Here is an 18,293-nt window from a genome sequence, read left to right as displayed (position 1 = left end):
ATTATAATTGATTTTTACAAAATAGTGCATTGATTAGCATTATATAAAATTGGCTATTATTATGGAGGATTTCAAGAGGTACCTATTTTAGCTCAATCGTAATCAATTTTCTTCAAAGAAATCCAATAGTTCGTTATTGAAAATAATACTAAAATCCAAATGAACTCAACGAATACGATAATGATGACACTAGTATTAAAAGTTCCTGTAGCAAGTACTTCCGAGGCATGTTTACTCAAACTTGCCGGATTAATAACATCAATAGCAGGAATGAAATTAACGATTATTCTGCATCCTGTAAGGAAGATGATCGAAATTAATGCGATTATTCCTTGGCTCCTAAAAATCGCACTTATCATCAAGGTGAAGGCAACTAGAAATAGAACCCATAATAAATAAAGTAGCAGAGCTATCAAAAAATGTGAAAACGGAACCATTGTAAATAAACTATTTACATATAAATAAGAAACAAAAAACCCGATTGTCACACTCAGTACAACCACTATATAATTCGATACAACTTTACCAAATAAATATGAAGATATCGAAACTGGCCTTGTTAATATGAATGCCAACATGCCATTTGATTTATCCGACTGAATAATCCCCATCAATGCAACTACAAGAATGATGATACCGAGCTGATCGAATTGGGACCCAAGCGTACTTGCTAATACCTCCCCGCCCTCTTGGCTGATTGCGCTCGAATCGATCGTTATTCCTTGCCCACCTCCCAGTGCCTCCAATATTGTTGGCAGATAGTAGGTGATAATCGGTTGAGTACAACCCAAAAGGATAAAAACAATGGGCAGCCAAACCATTCTCAAATCTCGAGCCATTTGAACAAATTCTTTTTTTATAAGCAAGATGCCTGCATTCATTCACTCACCACCATTTTCAGGAATATTTCTTCTAGTGTATCTCTTCGAATTTCGAACCTCATAATGTCGACGTTATGTTCAATGGCATTGCTTAATAACTGTTTTTTATTGTTAGAGAGATTCTCCACCATGATTTCAAGTCGCTTTCCCATGACCTTTACCTCTTTCACATAAGGCAAAGTTTTCACGATGTCAATCCACACTAGATCATTGGTGGCAAGTTCCAAGCTTAACCGGTCTTCATTCTGACGATAAATGAGCTGGGATGTGGTAGTATCCTCCAATTTCAGTCCCTCTTTCATAACCACGAACCGTTCGCAAATTTCCTCTGCATCGTTCAGGATATGGGTTGAAAATAAGATGGTTGTTTCTTTTTTTATATCTTGTATTATGTTCAAAACTTCCCTTCTGCCAATTGGATCCAATGCCGATACCGGCTCATCCATGATGACGAGAGATGGCTTATGCAGGAGTGCCTGTGCAATACCGAGTCTTTGCTTCATCCCTCCGGAAAAAGTACCCACTTTATCATTTTGGGCACCGTGCAACCCTACTTTTCTTAAAATTTCCGGTATACGCAAGGTTAGTTCTGCTTTTTTCACGCAAGAAAGCTGACCCATAAATTCCAGCGTTTCTTTGGCAGTCATCCAATTATAAAAAGCGGGGTATTGCGGCAAATATCCAATCTCTTTTTTCATATTGGTTATTTTAGTTCCATTGAGGATAATTTCGCCATTATCGGGTTTGATGATATCCGCAATCATTTTAATGAGTGTTGATTTACCTGCCCCATTCGGACCGATTAAACCGACGCATTCACCCGTTCGCATCTCCATATTGAAGTTATTGACAACTTTTTTGTTTTTGTAGGCTTTCGCCACATTTTTTATTTCCAATTTCATGATCTGCCACTTTCCTTTCTGCCTACAACGAAATAGAGTATAGCTCCTAGTGTATTGACAAATAGAATCACAATCGTCCATAAAAGAATATTTTCCCTTGATTTTCTATGCCGATATAAATCCTGTAAAGCAAAGACTACTAAAAACATACCGATTGCAATAAAAGGAAGTATTACCGGAAGAAAGTCCATAAAATTAATGTTTTTTAAATCATCTAAACCGTAGTGTAATTGCATTTCTGCACCTCTTTTCATTATCATTATTGATAATGATAACTAAAAAGGGTAATATTTGCAATGTCTATTCTCATTTTTTATAATGAGATTAAAATAATTAGTTAATTGGGTGAAAATTATGACGAATAAAGTTGATATTTTAATGCATCCGGTAAGAATGAAAATCTGCCAAGCTTTAATGCGAAATAAGGAAACTGGCCTTACACCATTGGAAATGGTCAAAATCATTAAAGATGTACCACAAGCAACCCTATATAGGCATATACAAATTTTGGTCGACTCACATATCATCCACGTAATTAATGAGAAAAAAGTGAAATCTGTTTCAGAGAAGTATTATGCTTTGAATGAAGTAGAAGCAAACCTGGATGGGGATGAGTGGAAAAAAATCTCTAACGAGGAAAAGCTTAATTATGTTTCCTATTATCAATTATCTCTTTTGACACAATATCAAAGTTATTTGAAAGGACTTGAGGAACAAAAACTTAAGGAAGATGGCGCTACTTTTTCATTAGTGGAGCTTAAGATTAGTGACGAACATTTTTCTCAATTTCAAAGTGATTTAAACGAGTTAATGAAAAAATATTACCATCATCAAACAGAGCAACATGAAGAAAATGTGCCCATCCGTACAATCGCCATCACCATTATTCCAGATGTCTAGAATGAAAAATAGGCAATTGAAAGTACTTCTAGTAAGGTACTATCGATTGCCTAAATTATTATAGATTATGATATGCCGTCTCTTTCATTCTTTAGCTGTTGCAGGAAAGCAACCATAAATGCGTGGCGTTCTTCAGCCATCTGCTTCCCTTTTTCCGTAGTCATTAAATCTTTTAATAAAAGAAGCTTTTCATAAAAATGGGTAACAGAAGCTGTACTTTTTGAACGGTAATCTTCTTCAGACATCTGAACACGCACTTCTTCCGCATCATCATATAGTTTTCTGCCCTTTGCCCCGCCATAGGCAAATGTCCGCGCGATTCCAACTGCCCCTATTGCATCTAATCGATCTGCATCCCTTACTATTTTAGCTTCTATTGATTTTGCAGCAACTTCATTCCCCCCGTTGAATGAAACACTTTCAATGATTTCCTTGATCTGTTGCTTTTGACTATCTGAAAGATTCAACGAGTTTAGTAGTGCATCTTCATTTTCTTTCGAATCGGTATATTTCTTATCACTCACATCATGCAACAGGACAGCAATTCGGACAATTTCTTGATTTGCTCCCGGCTCTGTTTCAAGGATGCTTTCGGCATTTTGGAGAACTCTCTCGATATGTTGAAAATCATGACTCGCATCAAATTGGTCATAAATTTCTTGAACCGCAACTTTAAGTTGATTAATCATATTTATCACTCCTATTGTTTCTATTATAAATAGAATAAAGATAAAGTGCTATACTAGGAACTTTTCGGTATACTAGTGAGGATCCACTTACTAGTTCAATTTACTATGAGCGGGTTTTTTCTTTTTACGGGCGAATTTCTCTTCCTTTCGGGCGGCTTTTCTCTTTTTACGAGCGCTTTTTTCTTTTTTATGAGCCCCTTCACTTGTTACGAGCGTATTTTTCTTCCTTTCGGGCGACTCTTCTCTTTTTACGAGCGGTTTTCTCTTTTTTATGAGTTCCTTCCCTCGTTACGGGCGAATTTTTCTTCCTTTCGGGCGGCTTTTCTCTTTTTACGAGCGCTTTTCTCTTCTTTATGAGCGCCTCCTCTCGCTACTAGCGTATCCCTCTTCCTTTCGGGCGACTTTTCTCATTTTACGAGCGGTTTTCTCTTTTTTATGAGCGCCTTCCCTCGTTACGGGCGAATTTTTCTTCCTTTCGGGCGACTTTTCTCATTTTACGAGCGCTTTTCTCTTTTTTATGAGCGCCTTCCCTCGCTAGGAGCGAATCTCCCTTCCTATGAGCGCGCTTCCCTCATAATAACTAGCTCCTGCTATGCCTCAATTTCCGAAACTATTTTACTTAAGCAGTGTTATATTGGGACGAGCCGCAATATGATAGTAAAAAGAAGTGTTGGAGGGGAGTTTCAGTAATGCGGAAAAATGAAGTTGGCGGCTTTGTTCTGAGAATTGTATTGGGGGGGATTTTTTTATACCATGGATTTATGAAGTTCAAAGAAGGGATTTCCGAAACTATTACCAAGTTTGATGAATACGGTATTCCTTATGCCGAAATTGCTGGATTTGGGGTAGCCGGAATTGAACTACTTGGAGGATTCTTTTTGATCATCGGGTTTTCCGTTCGTTTTGTTTCGTTTCTGCTAAGCTCGGTAATGGTCGGGGCGATTATCTTTGTAAAGTTTGACCATGGTTTTTTGAATGGCTATGAATTTAATGTAGCATTGATTGCAATGGCTTTATACCTTCTATTTGCTGGTAGCAATCTAGTATCACTCGATCAGTTATTTGCCGAAAAAGACAAGAGTTCAAAAGGGAAAGGAAAAATACAATTTCGGGACTAAATAAAAAACTGCAGCTCTAATTGTATTTCACAATTGAAACTGCAGTTTTTGCTTTATTTTATTAACTCTAATTCAACTGGAACAAATTCCTCTACTGTTTCGCCATTCAAATAGGCAACCGCTGTTTCGATCGCTGCTTTCCCGATTTCTTCCGGTTTTTGGGCAACTGTTGCAGCAAGTTTACCTTCCTCTACCTTTGCAATCGCATCGTCCGTTGCATCAAATCCAATTACTTTGATCGCTTTTCCGGTAGCTTCAATTGCCTCCAAAGCTCCCAATGCCATCTCGTCATTTTGTGCAAAGACGGCTTGTATCCCTGGATTTGCTTGAAGCATATTTTCCATTACCGTCAAGCCTTCACCGCGATCAAAATTGGCTGTCAAGCTGGAGACTAAATCTACTTTGCCTTCCACTGCCGTCAGGAATCCTTCCCCTCGATCGCGAGCTGCCGACGAACCGGCAGTCCCTTCCAGCATGGCAACCTTTGAACCTTCACCGACTAATTCTAGCAAGTATTCCCCAGCTAAAACACCGCCTGCCACGTTATCGGAGGCAATATGTGAAACTACTTCACCACTTTCTGCCGAACGATCGACTGTAATGACCGGGATCCCTGCCGCGTTGGCAGATTCTACCGCAGATCCTACCGCTGCAGAATCTACCGGGTTAATCAGGATCATATCCACACCTTGTTGAATCAAATCCTCTACGTCAGATGCTTGCTTGGATGCATCATCCTGGGCATCCACTATTGAAATTTCTGCACCTTGTTCCTGTGCATTCGCTTTTGCCCCTTCGCTTAAAGTAACAAAGAAAGGGTTGTTTAATGTTGAAATAGAGAAACCTATTTTAAATGAAGCATTTCCATCTGTTGTATTCTCTTTTGCATTTTCTAAAAATGGAGACTCCATTGAACACGCTGAAAGAACCAGTGTCACCATTGCAACAAGCAATAACGCAAATTTTTTCATATATACTGTTCTCCTTAAGCCGTTTTTTTGCGATCCATTAGGACAGCGATTAAGATAACGATCCCTTTAACTACCTGTTGCCAGAAAGAAGAAACCCCTATCAAGTTCATACCGTTATTTAACACACCAATAATCAAAGCACCGATTAGCGTACCAAAAATCCAGCCTTTCCCGCCATTTAGGCTTGTACCTCCCAACACGACGGCCGCAATTGCATCTAGCTCATACGATTCCCCTGCTGTAGGCTGGGCTGAATTTAAGCGGGAAGTTAAAATTAACGCTGCAAGTGATGCCAACAACCCAGTGATTGCATAAACAGCAATCTTCACCCGGTCAGCATTAATGCCTGATAGTTTTGCAGCTTCTTCATTACCACCCACTGCATACACTCGGCGTCCGAAAGTTGTTTTTTGTAAAATGAAATAAAGAACGATGAATGCAATAACCATCGTTACAACCGGTACGGGGAATCCTAAAAAATACCCTTTTCCAAATAATTGAAACGAGTAGTGATCGCCCAGTTTAGAAATAGGCCGACCATCCGTATAAACGAGGGTTAGACCTCGATAAACCGTCATTGTTGCCAGTGTTGCAATAAATGGAGCAACCTTCCCTTTTGTGATAATCACACCATTGATTGCACCCAAGATCAAACCGATGATTAATGCAATGCCCATTGTCAAAAATGGATCCATCCCGCTCGAAAGTAGGCTGGCTGCAATAGCACCAGTTAAGGCCAGGGTTGAACCGACTGACAGATCAATTCCACCTGTCAGGATAACGAATGTCATACCGAAGGCAATGATCGCACTAATTGAAACTTGACGTAGAACATTGAATATATTAGCGATTGATAAGAAGCTTGGATTTAAAATTGAAACAACGATAATCAATAAAATTAAACCAAATAGTGGTCCAAGTTTAGAGACTAATTCCTTTGATTTATAATTGGACACCTTTTTCTCCTCCTGTTGCATATTGCATAATGACCTCTTGAGTCATTTTTTCTTTGTTTACTTCACCCGTTAAATTGCCTTCTTTCATGACAATGACACGGTCCGCCATTCCAATTACTTCTGGTAATTCGGATGAAATCATCAATATGGCCACGCCTGCTTCGGCAAGTTGGTTGATAATATGATAGATTTCCTTTTTGGCACCGATATCTACCCCGCGTGTAGGTTCGTCCAATATCAAGACCTCTGGATCAGTTCCAAGCCATTTTGCAATGACGACCTTTTGCTGATTACCTCCACTCAAAGATTTTGCACTCTGATTCGGGCCTGAAGTTCTGATTTTTAAATCCTCTATATATTTCGCAACCATTCTGTTTTCTTCTTCGTTTTTGACAATTCCGGAAGAAGAACACTTTTCAAGGTTGGCTAAGGTTATATTGTCTTTTATCGAGAAATCAAGAACCAAGCCCTCCGTTTTTCGGTCTTCAGTAACAAAACCAATTCCGTACTTCATGGCATCGATTGGTGATTTAATGCTAACTTTCTGCCCATCAATGAAGATCTCACCGTTATTTGCTTTTCGATAGCCGAAAATGGTTTGAGCAACCTCAGTACGTCCTGCCCCCATCAAACCAGCTACACCAAGAACTTCCCCTCTTCGCAGCTTGAACGATATATCTTGGAATGAACCATTTACAGTAAGGTTACGCACTTCTAATTTCGTTTTGCCAATAGCACAATTTCTCTCCGGGAACCGTTCTCCAAGCTCACGGCCAACCATCATTGCCACAATCTCATCGAAATTCGTTTCCGGAATATTTCGCACACCCACATATTGACCATCGCGTAAAATCGTAATGCGATCGCAAATCGCAAAAATTTCTTCCATTCGGTGTGAAATATAAACAAATGAAATTCCTTTTGCTTTTAGTTCGTGAATGGTTCTAAATAATGTTTCAATTTCCCGATCGGTCAAGGCAGCTGTCGGTTCATCCATAACGATATATTTAGCATCGCTTGCAATGGCTTTGGCAATCTCGATGATTTGCTGTTTCCCTACCGATAAATCTCCTGTGCGTGTACGAGGATTGATATCCAGCCCAAGTTTGGAGAGAAGCTCTGCAGCTTCCTTTTCCATCTGTCGGTTCTTTAAAATACCGGTCTTCCCGTATGTAAGTTCTTTGCCTAGAAATAAGTTTTGTGCAACTGTTAAATCAGGCAGCATATTGAGTTCCTGATGAATCACGATAATTCCAAGTTTTTCTGCATCCTTGGGTGATTTAAGTTGAACTGCCTCTCCATCCACTTTTATTTCTCCGGCATCCTTAGAGTAGATGCCGCTTAAGATTTTCATCATCGTAGATTTCCCTGCACCATTTTCACCCATAAGCGCATGGATTTCGCCGTTAGCTAATTCAAACTGAACATTTTCCAATACGACATTTCCATTAAATGCTTTCGTTATGCCTGACATTTGAATCATGCAACTTCACCTACTTTTATAGTTTCTAAAAAATAACGCCACATTGTAAAATCACATTCGCATATGGTGTCGTTTCACCGGTACGAATAATTAACTTTGCTTGTTTTGTCTGTTCTTTAAATTGTTCGTGAGATACATAAGAAAGATCTGGTAAGCTGTTCTTCAATTTTGCAGCAACTCTTTCATTCTTTGATTCAACTTCCGTTGCTGCTACGGCAGCTTCCACGACCAAATCATCCAAAACTACTTCCAAGATTGTAAGAAAAGAGGGTTCAGAAAGCTTGTATGCAAGATCTATGCAAGGAACTCCTTCGGGTATCGGCAAACCGCAATCTGCAATAACGATGCGGTCGGTATGGCCTAATTTGGCAAAATGTCCTGCAATTTCACGGTTCAAGATTCCATGTTTTTTCATTTCATTCCCTCCAAACGTTCATTCACTTTTTCAATTGAAGGCATGCCGCCTTGTGCACCAAATTTTTCTACAGAAAGAGAAGCTGCGATATTAGCAAATTGAACAGATTCTTCAATGGATTTTCCTTCCGTAATTGCATGGGCGAAAGCTCCGTTAAATGTATCCCCTGCACCCGTCGTATCGACTGCTTTTGTTTTAAAACCCGGGACTTTTACAATATGAGCGCCATCATAATAAGCGGCTCCATCTCCACCCAATGTCACAATAATTTTATTTGGGTATTGTTTTAAAACCGTTTCATAGTCAGCCCCAAAAATCACTTCGCATTCAGTTTCGTTTGGCGTCAAGTATGTCACTTTTTCAATCCATTCCGGTTTGTAATTTGCTGCCGGAGCCGGATTTAACAAAATGGGTATTGATAATTTTTCGCACAAACCAAGAACATACTCGATTGTGTCTACCGGTATTTCCAGCTGAAGCATCACCAATGAGCTTTTCTTTATTAAATCCATATTTTGATCAATCAAAGATCGGTCTACATCAAAGTTTGCACCAGGTACCACAATAATTCGATTATCATTATCATTTAATAGAATGTTGGCAATCCCAGTAGAGCTGTTTGTTTTGGCAATGCCTTCTACATGGACATTTTCATTTATTAAGTTGCCATGTAATTCCTTGCCAAAAGCATCTTGCCCTACTGCACCAACCATTTGTACCTGGCTTCCAAGTCTTGCTGCCGCTACAGCCTGATTTGCTCCTTTGCCGCCTGGAATGGTTGTAAATAAGTTCCCTAGCACGGTTTCCCCTTGTTTAGGGAAAATTTCTGTTTGAATAGCGATATCCATATTAATACTGCCGATAACAGTGATCATTCAAATCGTTCCTTTCTTGTTGTTTCTCTAATAATGAGCTCCGGATCAATGCAAATGGACTCATTCGTCAATTTTTGGCCCTCAATTTGCTTGATAAGCAACTTTGCTGCCGTTTGTCCTAACTGATAAATATTTTGGGCAACTGTCGTCAAACTGGGCGTGACAACATTGCCTACTTGAATACCATCAAACCCTACAATCTGCATGTCCTCAGGAACGCGTATGCCTAGCCGGTGTGCAGCCTTTAACGCACCGATCGCCGACGCATCACTGCAAGCAAAAATGCCATCAACGGAAGGGTTATTTTTTAAATAGTCATATATAATTTTTTCAGCTATATCGAAATCATAAGCACTCTCAATAATATGTGTCGTGATGTTTTTTTTCCTGGACGCCGTTTGAAAACCTTCCACCCTTGATTGAGAAGAAACAAAAGCTTCAGGGCCACTGATACATAACAAGTTTGTCGCTCCGCATGCAATCAAGAAATCTGTTGCAAGCTTTGCCCCTTTTTGATTATTTGTCGTCACAGTAGGGACATCCGAATCAATAGGTCTATCCAATGCGACAATCGGTAGCTTTACATCTTTCCAATGACTTTCCTGCTCAAGTATCGTAGTTAGTATAATACCTGCAACATACTTTTTTGTGAGCTTTTGTAAGTAATGTTTTTCTTTCGTCGGATTCTCATCTGAATTACAAAGAATAACAGTATAACCATATTCAAAGGCGGTATCTTCCACGGCCCTAGCCAATTCAGGAAAGAATGGGTTCTTTATGTCCGGAATAATTAATCCGATAATATCCGACTGTTTTGTTGAGAGGGATCGTGCCACTTCGCTAGGCACATAATTCAATTCTTTTATGGCAGTTTCGATAGACTGTCGCGATTTCGCACCAACATATCCGCTTTCATTCAAATACCGAGATACTGTAGCGACGGATACCTCTGCCAACCTTGCAACATCACTGATTGTTGTCATCATTTTCTCGCTTTCAAAAGATTTGATTATCAATGTGGTATCGGTTACACAATAGTTTAAAAAAGAAAACCTCTATGTAACCGGTTCCACAATGTTGTTGATGTATTACTTTTTATGATCATGTAACAGCATTGTTTTTTTCTCGTATCATCATTATTATATGAAATTTGTTTAAAAATTCGCAGCTAAAAGAGTAATAGCAATTAAACTTTTTATAGTATGTCACATTTTAATCATTTAAGCTATACTTAAATTGAATTTCAAACATAATTTCATAAAATACATGTAATTCCTCCTCTTTATAAGCAACATTCAAGCAAAAATCCAAAACATTTGAATTTATGAATTTGTAATTGAAACAATCCTGAATACAGTATGTAACATTATAGGGATGAAAGGCAGCTCAAATAAGTAAGTAGCTACCTTTTTTACTTACCTTCTATTGAATCTAATTACTAACAGATAACTGGCAATAATTATCAATAAAACAACTACTGAAAATATAGAAATGAGGATGTCCATCGAAGGTTCATCTTCTGCCCCAAGGTTCATCACCCCTGAAGGCTTTTTCCCCTCCCCTAACTCCAGCAAGTCATCGGACGCTTGCGCTAAATTAGCCGTGTTTGAGCAGAGGTTAACTGATTTTTTCCCATCTAATGAAGTCCCATAAACTAGATATTGAGTATCCATGGAAAATTGAAACCCACAGCTAGCTGAATCCCACTCTGTATATAAAAGGACTTCAGATTCATTTACTCCCTTCCATATATCCAATACTACAAATTTTATTTCCAGCAAGTTTGTTGATGACTTGAAAATTGCATTTCTGTCGGGATCGTTGATGTTGATAACTTCACCTAAAAATACGAAATCACTTTCAACCAATTCCTCAACAGCTGAACCAGGCTCTACACAAGAACAAGCGGAACTGGAATTAGATTGAAAATGGAGTACTAAAGGAAATATGAATAGAAAACCAATTAGCAGTTTTAATTTCACGTTTTATCCCCCTTTATATATTGGACACAATTAAAGCACAAAACGTTACATTTATTTTGAATTTTCCAAATATTAAGGAGATAAGTATGATTTATCAATGGATAATAGGGGACTTCCTTAAGAAAAGTCCCCTTTCCATGAGTATTTACTTAAGATAGCTTCCATGCTGGGATTAAAGAATGAAACTTAAAGAAATAACTCATTGGTAAATGCATTATTGTATAGATTATTAGTGTAAGTAAATAGTTTAGAAACCATTCCGTCACTGTTGCATCAAGAAATAAGTAGAGTAAGAGCATCCCTACAGGAAAAGGAACAAGAACAATTAACCACATTGGGCTTCCCAGAGCTTCAGTCATAGCCCCCAATGAAACAACTATTAAACCTATTAATAAGGCTTGCCATATTGCCAGCTCATTATCGAGGAGAAAACTGGCAATATAGTAAGAGAAACCATTTAACGATACCGCTAAAATGAAATCGAAAAGATATTTCACAAAAATCACCCACCTCTCACTGTTGTACAATTAAATACAAATACTAAGTTAATTGCTGCTCGGCATATTTCCGATAAAGCTCATGAGTTTCTGTTAACTCTGAGTGTGTACCCACCCCAGTGATTTGACCTTTGTCAATAAAGATAATTTTATCCGCATCTACAATTGTTGATAGGCGATGGGCGATTACGAACGTTGTACGACCTTCCATTAACCTCGTAAGTGCTTGTTGAACAACACTTTCTGACTGACTATCCAGACTGGCTGTTGCTTCATCCATCAGCAGGATTTTGGGATCTCGCAAAAATGCACGCGCGATTGCAATGCGCTGTTTTTGACCGCCTGACAATTTTACGCCCCGTTCGCCGACTTCAGTGTCTAGTCCATCTGCAAAGGAACGAATAAATTCGTCAGCATAGGCCATTTTAGCGACTTCCCATAGCCGTTCATCCGAAGCCTTCTCTGTTAAGCCGTAGCAAAGGTTATCTCGGATGGTACCCGACATCATTGCGCTATCTTGTGAAACATAGCCAATTTGACTTCTCCAGGATGCTAATGAAATTTCATTGATAGGAGTATCACCGACCATAATATAGCCGGATGTCGGAAGGTAGTACCGTTCCAGGATTGCAAATAGGGTGGTTTTTCCCCCACCACTCGGACCTGCAAAGGCGATCATTTCTCCTGGATTTGCTTCAAATGAGACATCTTTAATAACAGGCTCATCTTCACTATAGGCATAGGATACATTGTTGACTTTAATTGGCTCATTCTTAATATCCATTTCGATTCCTTCCTGACCTTCCTCGGAAGTCATATCCAGAATATCAATAATCCGCTCTGTCGCTCCTTGTGCTTTTTGCAGCTGTGTAAAGAACATGGCAAACGAGGTAATAGGGAAAATAATTTGGAAGAGATATAGAAGGAACGCAACCAGGGATCCTGTTGACATTGTCCCTTCTGCAACACGTATTCCTCCGTACCCGATGATCATGACAATAACAAACATGACTACTGTGTACATAAAGGGACCGATTAATGCAAAGATTTTTGCTTCCTTCAATCCGAAACTTAATAGTGAACGTATTCCAGCTTTCCCCTTTTCCTCTTCGAAGTTTTCGGCATTTGAAGATTTCATAAGGCGTATTTCACTTATAGTTTGTTGGATATTCCCTGAGAACGCAGCTGTTTCATCCTGCAATCCTTTTGAAACTTTCGCCATCTTTGAACCAAGCGGGACCATAATAATTACTGTTACCGGTACAGCGATCAACATGATTAACGTCATTTTCCAATCCATGACGAACAGAATAATAACTGCCCCAATTATTGAAATAAGTCCCGAAATGAATTGTGGGAAATGCTGTGAGATTAAATCCTTTACAATCCCAGTATCGTTGACGATTCTGCTGACGGATTCTCCGCTTTGCTGGGCATCAAAATATGAAACCGGCAGCCTTATCATTTTCAGCCACATTTTTTCCCGCATATTAGCTACGACTTTTTGTCCAACAAAAGCAAGTAAATACGTAGAAACGCCATCAATCACGGCTTGCAAAATAAAGACGACTACAATGAGAATGATCAAAGTGGTGCTTATGGACGAAAGAGAAAATCCGTCCACAAATTCCCTTGTCAGCATAGGGATTGTAAGGCCTACAATGGTCGTAATCAAACTAAAGATCAACCCAAAAACAAGTGCCGCTTTTGGGATGCCGATATTAAATATGAGCTTAATGAAAGGTTTAAGACTGTTATTCTGTTTTTCCATATTATAAAAGACTCCTGATTCATAATTTTTGTAAGTATAATCTTGCACTTTCCAAGAAGTTCTCGCGACCGTTTTTCATATTGTTGTGCCCCATAGATCTCCTGTCTTGCAATTTAACTGTTATACTGAGTTTATTTACACCTGTATAACATATAATATCACTATCCACTACAATGAATCTTGTTGAGCCTTCGCCTTAGGGCAAAAGAGCTGTTATCTGTATTGTAAACAAAGTGCCCACATTTTGTTGAAATGTCAAAATGTTGACACTATTAAAACAATCATGTATATTTTAATTCGTAATAGCTCCATATTAATAAATGCCATACTAACGAAATAGGAGGAGATCGCCTCTATGCACCAAGGAAAAGTGAAATGGTTCAATAATGAAAAGGGCTATGGTTTCATTGAATGCAATGATGGTGAAGACGTTTTCGTTCACTTCACTGGCATACAAGAAGAAGGATTTCGAACGTTGGATGAAGGACAACCCGTATCATTTGATATTGTCGAAGGAAATCGCGGTCCCCAAGCCTCAAATGTTGTTAAACTATAAGTTGGTGCCAGTCAGACAAACAAGTAAGACTGGTTTTTTTATTGTCTAAATATCATTTTATAATCCTCAAATGAAGTGAGGTATCGAAAACTCGATACTTCATTTTTCATCTGCGTGGTTCGTCTTCAGTACTGAGTTCCCCGAAGAAGCAACGTTTGATTTTCGATTTCAAATCACCGTATGCTTATTTTTCCACTGGAACATAGCCAGCCTTTTCAACAAGTTGCTGTCCTTGTGGCGACAAAACCCAATCGATTAGTTTTTTGACATTTGAGTTTTCTGTACCGGCTGTAATGATATAGATTTCCGCCGAGATTGGATAACGATTATTGCGGATATTTTCTTTTGTCGGGGCCACCCCGTCAATTTCAAGTAATTTAATTTTGTTATTTTGTACCATTTCGGTTGAATAAAAGCGGAATGTATAGCCAATTGCATTTTTAAAGTTTTTATATTGTGCAACTTCGTTAATAATGCCCCCCATTCCAGAAGCAATATCTTCTGTCGGTGCCTCCATTATTTTCTTCTCACCCATAAAAGACTGTAATGCTGACTGCGAACCGCTATCTTCAGGACGTTGGAATGCACGAATAGTATCTTTCTCTCCCCCAACTTCCTCCCAATTAGTGATTTCTCCGGAATAAATACCCTTTACCTGCTCACTTGATAACCCATCTATTTTATTCTTCCGATTGACAAAAAATACAAAGGCTTCTCTTCCGATTGGAGTAAGCTTAAGATCTAGTCCAAGCCCCTTTGCACGGTTTAATTGCGAGATTGATGGTGCAGCTGCAAAGATCATGTCGACTTTCCCTTGAAATAAATTTGTGTAGGCAGTCGGTGTAGTGGTTACTATCACTTCACTATCATATGGATCATATTCCTTTTGGGGATAAGTAGCTTGCACAATGGCCGAATACAAAGGATATAGTGCGGTAGCACCATCGATTTTTGGTAGATCGTCCTTGATGGCCAATGATGAGCCCTCACTCAGCGTCGCAACTTTTGAATTGTTTGAAAATGGCATATATTCATAGATATTCACTTCAGAATCCACAGTGGCCAATTGGCTTTTATATCCTTGATAGATCGGTTGTATTGAGGCCAATCCAAGTGTAAGGGGTGCGATTGAAAAAAATATTACCCTAGCTTTTTTGTTTTTAAAAAGTTGAAACAACTTAAAAATATAGAGTAAAAAAAGCAAAACTCCAATAGTGATTATTAACCCTATGTAATGAATCTTCCCGATCAGTAATGCATAAAGCACGGCAATACCTGTTACAAAAGCCGTACAAATCAATATGAAACTTATTTTAAACAATAATTCGAAAACAGATTTCTTTTCCACATTTAAACCCTCCCCCTTTTAAGTTCGATTTAAGCAAAGAGAAGTCCTTTTTTCATAAGTAAAGTATTGTAAAAATCTATCAATATACAATCACCAGTCACAGTTAAAATATTTTGTGCGAGTATGTATCATCTCGCTAACAAATTCATAATTATGGTATAGGTGTTTGCTCAATTTTTATTGTATTGACTACTATACAAGTAAGGAGTACGTATTTGCGATCCAAACAGCTCTATAAAATATATATTGTGGACTTATTATCAAAAATTCCATGGATTATCATAGGCGCTTTTATGGCAGCTATTAGTTTGGAAGTAATTCTTATCCCGAATGGGTTAATTGACGGCGGCATTACAGGGATATCCATGATGCTTTCAGATTTACTGGGTTTATCTTTAAGTGCGCTCCTTTTCATACTCAATATCCCTTTTATTTTCTTGGGCTATATTCATTTAGGCAAGCGCTTTGCATTTTCCACGATGCTAGGGATTTTTGCATTAACGGTGTCAACCGGTTTCTTGGAGATATTTCCTCCGTTCTTATTTGGAAGTTCCCTATTACTGATTTTCATCGGGGCCATATTACTTGGATTGGGTATCGGAATCGTGCTTCGAAATGGTGGTGCATTGGATGGGACTGACGTATTGGCTATCCTTATTTCTCGCAAGACGTCCTATTCCGTGGGGGAAGCCATTTTTATCATAAATATCTTTATTTTCATTTTGGCCTTTTTAATGTTCGGGTTGATGGGTGCAGTTGTTTCAATAATTACATACTTTTTTGCAACTATCGTTGTCGATATGGTTCGTACATAGAACATAACAACACTGTTCATTAGTTTAAGAGATAGCATTTTTATTTTTGGACAAATGCTCCCGCTCACATAAACATTCTCGCTCGCCCTTAGCTGATCTAGGAGTTTTTTCAAACATCCCGGGACTTCTGCGATTGCTCTTTCATAGCTATTAGCTGTACAAGTTTTATTTCTTCAACAGTGCTACTCTTTAGAATGGGAATTATTTCAGCAGCCAATTGTTTCCTTTCGTCCTCTGATAGGCAATAAATTAATTCAGGCCCTGTCATTGTCATGTTTATGCTTCCCCTTTAGCTCAGGATCGGATTGAATACTTATGTCAATTCAATTATACGAACACACATTCCCTTTTGCAAGTATATGTTCTAGACAAATTAAAAAAGAACATGTCATGAAATGAATCAAAACATGTTCTTATTTTTAGTTTTTATCTGGCAGACTTTTATTTTTTAATGAGATAACTCGAACCTTCCAAGGTTAATTCCTTCACTTCCTTGGCACCAGAGATTATGATTTGCAGTATTTTATTCTTTCCTACAATTTTTTTAAATGTCAATGCACAGTTTTCCATTTTTATCCTTTTGAACTTATCTGTACCATGAACCTCAAGATCAAAAACCTTTCCCCATTCACTGGCAATCGATAAATCCGCTACCCCAATTTCGATTTCCTTTATTAGAAGGTTCCCTAAAGGATGGGGCTTAATTGTTCCTCTCCCCAATAGATCTTCATAACGTTCACTGTCATTTCCTTCCCACTCGATAATAAAAGGCCAATCAAGTATTTGATCTCTTTTCCCAAAATGTAGCAACTTCCATTTGAGTATAGAACCATCCGGCCGTCTTCTTGAAAATTCTTCGGGACCAAACACATCATAGTTTAAGGAGCGAAGGTTTTCGGCTACCTTCTCGATACACTCGGTTCTAAAAGCCATTCGTACTACACCATTTTGAAATTTCCCGTTTTTATAAGTTTCATGTAATGTAAAAGGTTCCCCCGCTGCCTTCTCAAATAAAACCTCATCAAAAATACCGATAAATTCGATATAGGATAAGTCAAAATAACATAATGAATTATAGGTTCCCCACATTTCATGCTTTCCGCCATTAACAGTATGCAGACCTAGTTCTTTTGTTGTTTCTACTAGCTGCTCGGGTTTTTTCACGAAATGAACAAGATGATCTAGTAAGTACATAATGATTCCCTCATTTATAGGTTTATCGTATTTTACATTCGTAGTCGCTATCCTTCCGAAGTGCATGCCAAAATTTCAATCAACTTTTTGGCAGTCTTTTCTTTACCATCTACCTTCACCACTTCTCCTTCTTGCGCAACGATGAAATGCGGCTCGTCCATTCCATAAAGGGATTTTGAGCTATTGGCCACCATAAATTGCGCGTTGGAAGAGTCCATTCTTAATTTAGCCCTGTCAATCAGGTAATCAACATTATCGGTTGCTTCTAGTTTAAAGCCAATCAACGTCGTATCAGGGCTCCACTCTTTAATATGCCCAAGCACTTTTGGCGCTTTTTTAAAGTGAATGATAGGGGGGACATCCGAAGGCATCTTCCCTTTTTCCTCCAGTACATTCCCTGATTGGTCGTATACTTTATCAATAATCCAATCCGAACCGGCTGCAGCCATTATCACGAAATCAATAAAACTTGCTTGGACGATCGATTGGATTTTTTCCCCTAAATCTTCTATTCCCTCGAACATCATTAACTGCATTTTTGATGCACTAGCCGGAAGTTTGGCAAAATATCCATGCAAATAAATCACTTCCGCCCCTGCTGCCAGTGCCGCCTCCGCAAGGAAGCAACCCATTGCCCCTTTCGACAAGTTTGTATGGCCACGTACATTATCCCATTTCTCCAATGTACCTCCACTTGTAATTAAGACTTTTTTGCCACGTAATGTTTTCATTTAAAATCACCTAATTTTGTATGGTATCGATTTTTTCATTATCACCATTATATATTAAGAATTACCAATAAAGTTATTATAAAGATTAAAAAGTGTGCGTGATATTAATAGCAAAATGCTAGATTCTTTGCGAAGTACACCTCATTTGGCCAATAAATCAAAAATAAAACTATCAAATCATCATTATTGATTCTATTTCAGATGTGCAA

21 protein-coding genes are annotated in these 18,293 nt (G+C 38.5%); 4 read left to right on the top strand and 17 right to left on the bottom strand.

The window, feature by feature from the left end; genetic code table 11:
- Window positions 1–92: 92 nt before the first annotated feature.
- The 3 genes from CD33_RS18890 to CD33_RS18880 are packed head-to-tail and all read right to left on the bottom strand — an operon-like array spanning window position 93 to window position 2,019.
- Window positions 93–881: a DUF2705 family protein gene (locus tag CD33_RS18890; RefSeq protein ID WP_036203840.1), complete on the bottom strand. Its 789-nt coding sequence runs from the start codon at window positions 879–881 to the stop codon at window positions 93–95.
- Window positions 878–1,783 carry an ABC transporter ATP-binding protein gene (locus CD33_RS18885; RefSeq protein WP_036203837.1) on the bottom strand — a complete coding sequence of 302 codons (906 nt, stop codon included), beginning with the start codon at window positions 1,781–1,783 and terminating at the stop codon, window positions 878–880. The genes CD33_RS18890 and CD33_RS18885 overlap by 4 nt, the downstream gene beginning before the upstream one ends.
- Window positions 1,780–2,019 (bottom strand): PLD nuclease N-terminal domain-containing protein, encoded by a 240-nt coding sequence (locus tag CD33_RS18880; protein ID WP_036203833.1) that lies wholly within the window; start codon window positions 2,017–2,019, stop codon window positions 1,780–1,782. Before CD33_RS18880 ends, CD33_RS18885 begins: the two co-directional genes overlap by 4 nt.
- A 118-nt stretch (window positions 2,020–2,137) precedes the next feature.
- Between CD33_RS18880 and CD33_RS18875 the strand changes: the two genes are divergently transcribed.
- The gene (locus CD33_RS18875; RefSeq protein WP_036203831.1) at window positions 2,138–2,683 is read left to right on the top strand and encodes a transcriptional regulator; all 546 of its coding nucleotides are present in this window, start codon (window positions 2,138–2,140) and stop codon (window positions 2,681–2,683) included.
- Between the two features lie 65 nt (window positions 2,684–2,748).
- Here CD33_RS18875 and CD33_RS18870 read toward each other — a convergent pair whose 3' ends face one another.
- Complete coding sequence (locus tag CD33_RS18870) at window positions 2,749–3,372, bottom strand: HD domain-containing protein (RefSeq protein WP_036203829.1); 624 nt, start codon at window positions 3,370–3,372, stop codon at window positions 2,749–2,751.
- A gap of 689 nt (window positions 3,373–4,061) precedes the next feature.
- On the opposite strand from CD33_RS18870, the gene CD33_RS18865 reads away from it, so the two are divergent.
- A complete protein-coding gene (locus tag CD33_RS18865; RefSeq protein WP_036203827.1) occupies window positions 4,062–4,490 on the top strand; it encodes a DoxX family protein in 429 nt (142 codons plus the stop codon).
- A 53-nt stretch (window positions 4,491–4,543) separates the two neighbouring features.
- On the opposite strand, the gene rbsB is transcribed toward CD33_RS18865, so the two are convergent.
- The 9 genes from rbsB to CD33_RS18820 form a co-directional block, all read right to left on the bottom strand.
- Window positions 4,544–5,461, bottom strand: coding sequence for a ribose ABC transporter substrate-binding protein RbsB (gene rbsB, locus CD33_RS18860; RefSeq protein ID WP_036203823.1), 918 nt, complete (start codon window positions 5,459–5,461; stop codon window positions 4,544–4,546).
- A 14-nt stretch (window positions 5,462–5,475) separates the two neighbouring features.
- On the bottom strand, window positions 5,476–6,438 hold the full coding sequence (rbsC, locus tag CD33_RS18855; protein ID WP_052130341.1) for a ribose ABC transporter permease: 963 nt from the start codon (window positions 6,436–6,438) through the stop codon (window positions 5,476–5,478).
- Window positions 6,404–7,900 (bottom strand): sugar ABC transporter ATP-binding protein, encoded by a 1,497-nt coding sequence (locus CD33_RS18850; RefSeq protein ID WP_036203818.1) that lies wholly within the window; start codon window positions 7,898–7,900, stop codon window positions 6,404–6,406. The genes rbsC and CD33_RS18850 overlap by 35 nt, the downstream gene beginning before the upstream one ends.
- A gap of 25 nt (window positions 7,901–7,925) precedes the next feature.
- Entirely contained in the window at window positions 7,926–8,315 is a 390-nt protein-coding gene (gene rbsD, locus CD33_RS18845; protein WP_036203816.1) for a D-ribose pyranase, read from the bottom strand.
- Window positions 8,312–9,190, bottom strand: coding sequence for a ribokinase (gene rbsK, locus CD33_RS18840; RefSeq protein ID WP_036203813.1), 879 nt, complete (start codon window positions 9,188–9,190; stop codon window positions 8,312–8,314). Before rbsK ends, rbsD begins: the two co-directional genes overlap by 4 nt.
- Window positions 9,187–10,173 (bottom strand): LacI family DNA-binding transcriptional regulator, encoded by a 987-nt coding sequence (locus CD33_RS18835; RefSeq protein WP_036203809.1) that lies wholly within the window; start codon window positions 10,171–10,173, stop codon window positions 9,187–9,189. Before CD33_RS18835 ends, rbsK begins: the two co-directional genes overlap by 4 nt.
- A 432-nt stretch (window positions 10,174–10,605) precedes the next feature.
- Entirely contained in the window at window positions 10,606–11,172 is a 567-nt protein-coding gene (locus tag CD33_RS18830; RefSeq protein ID WP_036203806.1) for a hypothetical protein, read from the bottom strand.
- 149 nt (window positions 11,173–11,321) lie between these two features.
- Window positions 11,322–11,669, bottom strand: coding sequence for a hypothetical protein (locus CD33_RS18825; RefSeq protein ID WP_036203802.1), 348 nt, complete (start codon window positions 11,667–11,669; stop codon window positions 11,322–11,324).
- A 43-nt stretch (window positions 11,670–11,712) separates the two neighbouring features.
- Window positions 11,713–13,440 carry an ABC transporter ATP-binding protein gene (locus CD33_RS18820; RefSeq protein WP_036203798.1) on the bottom strand — a complete coding sequence of 576 codons (1,728 nt, stop codon included), beginning with the start codon at window positions 13,438–13,440 and terminating at the stop codon, window positions 11,713–11,715.
- A gap of 355 nt (window positions 13,441–13,795) precedes the next feature.
- Between CD33_RS18820 and CD33_RS18815 the strand changes: the two genes are divergently transcribed.
- Complete coding sequence (locus tag CD33_RS18815; RefSeq protein WP_036203795.1) at window positions 13,796–13,996, top strand: cold-shock protein; 201 nt, start codon at window positions 13,796–13,798, stop codon at window positions 13,994–13,996.
- A 184-nt stretch (window positions 13,997–14,180) separates the two neighbouring features.
- Here the strand turns inward: CD33_RS18815 and CD33_RS18810 are convergent, their stop codons facing one another.
- Window positions 14,181–15,344 (bottom strand): PstS family phosphate ABC transporter substrate-binding protein, encoded by a 1,164-nt coding sequence (locus CD33_RS18810; RefSeq protein ID WP_052130340.1) that lies wholly within the window; start codon window positions 15,342–15,344, stop codon window positions 14,181–14,183.
- Window positions 15,345–15,559: 215 nt separating this feature from the next.
- On the opposite strand from CD33_RS18810, the gene CD33_RS18805 reads away from it, so the two are divergent.
- Window positions 15,560–16,159 (top strand): YitT family protein, encoded by a 600-nt coding sequence (locus CD33_RS18805; RefSeq protein ID WP_052130339.1) that lies wholly within the window; start codon window positions 15,560–15,562, stop codon window positions 16,157–16,159.
- A gap of 109 nt (window positions 16,160–16,268) precedes the next feature.
- Here the strand turns inward: CD33_RS18805 and CD33_RS20315 are convergent, their stop codons facing one another.
- The 3 genes from CD33_RS20315 to CD33_RS18795 all read right to left on the bottom strand — a co-directional run bounded on the left by CD33_RS20315 (window position 16,269) and on the right by CD33_RS18795 (window position 18,084).
- Window positions 16,269–16,433, bottom strand: coding sequence for a hypothetical protein (locus CD33_RS20315; protein WP_156967328.1), 165 nt, complete (start codon window positions 16,431–16,433; stop codon window positions 16,269–16,271).
- A 167-nt stretch (window positions 16,434–16,600) separates the two neighbouring features.
- The gene (locus tag CD33_RS18800; protein WP_052130338.1) at window positions 16,601–17,353 is read right to left on the bottom strand and encodes a VOC family protein; all 753 of its coding nucleotides are present in this window, start codon (window positions 17,351–17,353) and stop codon (window positions 16,601–16,603) included.
- Window positions 17,354–17,400: 47 nt separating this feature from the next.
- Window positions 17,401–18,084 (bottom strand): phosphopantothenoylcysteine decarboxylase domain-containing protein, encoded by a 684-nt coding sequence (locus CD33_RS18795; protein WP_036203792.1) that lies wholly within the window; start codon window positions 18,082–18,084, stop codon window positions 17,401–17,403.
- Between the last annotated feature and the right edge of the window lie 209 nt (window positions 18,085–18,293).

It is taken from the genome of Ureibacillus sinduriensis BLB-1 = JCM 15800, from assembly GCF_000772955.1.
GTDB classification, from domain to species: domain Bacteria; phylum Bacillota; class Bacilli; order Bacillales_A; family Planococcaceae; genus Ureibacillus; species Ureibacillus sinduriensis.
The sequence above is the reverse complement of the archived record's forward strand: the minus strand, read 5'-3'. Positions and strand labels throughout refer to the sequence as shown.

Coding starts and splice junctions, on each gene's coding strand:
- CD33_RS18890 (WP_036203840.1), bottom strand. CDS start 881: ATGAATGCAGGCATCTTGCTTATAAAAAAAGAATTTGTTCAAATGGCT.
- CD33_RS18885 (WP_036203837.1), bottom strand. CDS start 1,783: ATGAAATTGGAAATAAAAAATGTGGCGAAAGCCTACAAAAACAAAAAA.
- CD33_RS18880 (WP_036203833.1), bottom strand. CDS start 2,019: ATGCAATTACACTACGGTTTAGATGATTTAAAAAACATTAATTTTATG.
- CD33_RS18875 (WP_036203831.1), top strand. CDS start 2,138: ATGACGAATAAAGTTGATATTTTAATGCATCCGGTAAGAATGAAAATC.
- CD33_RS18870 (WP_036203829.1), bottom strand. CDS start 3,372: ATGATTAATCAACTTAAAGTTGCGGTTCAAGAAATTTATGACCAATTT.
- CD33_RS18865 (WP_036203827.1), top strand. CDS start 4,062: ATGCGGAAAAATGAAGTTGGCGGCTTTGTTCTGAGAATTGTATTGGGG.
- rbsB (WP_036203823.1), bottom strand. CDS start 5,461: ATGAAAAAATTTGCGTTATTGCTTGTTGCAATGGTGACACTGGTTCTT.
- rbsC (WP_052130341.1), bottom strand. CDS start 6,438: ATGCAACAGGAGGAGAAAAAGGTGTCCAATTATAAATCAAAGGAATTA.
- CD33_RS18850 (WP_036203818.1), bottom strand. CDS start 7,900: ATGATTCAAATGTCAGGCATAACGAAAGCATTTAATGGAAATGTCGTA.
- rbsD (WP_036203816.1), bottom strand. CDS start 8,315: ATGAAAAAACATGGAATCTTGAACCGTGAAATTGCAGGACATTTTGCC.
- rbsK (WP_036203813.1), bottom strand. CDS start 9,190: ATGATCACTGTTATCGGCAGTATTAATATGGATATCGCTATTCAAACA.
- CD33_RS18835 (WP_036203809.1), bottom strand. CDS start 10,173: ATGACAACAATCAGTGATGTTGCAAGGTTGGCAGAGGTATCCGTCGCT.
- CD33_RS18820 (WP_036203798.1), bottom strand. CDS start 13,440: ATGGAAAAACAGAATAACAGTCTTAAACCTTTCATTAAGCTCATATTT.
- CD33_RS18815 (WP_036203795.1), top strand. CDS start 13,796: ATGCACCAAGGAAAAGTGAAATGGTTCAATAATGAAAAGGGCTATGGT.
- CD33_RS20315 (WP_156967328.1), bottom strand. CDS start 16,433: ATGACAATGACAGGGCCTGAATTAATTTATTGCCTATCAGAGGACGAA.
- CD33_RS18800 (WP_052130338.1), bottom strand. CDS start 17,353: ATGTACTTACTAGATCATCTTGTTCATTTCGTGAAAAAACCCGAGCAG.
- CD33_RS18795 (WP_036203792.1), bottom strand. CDS start 18,084: ATGAAAACATTACGTGGCAAAAAAGTCTTAATTACAAGTGGAGGTACA.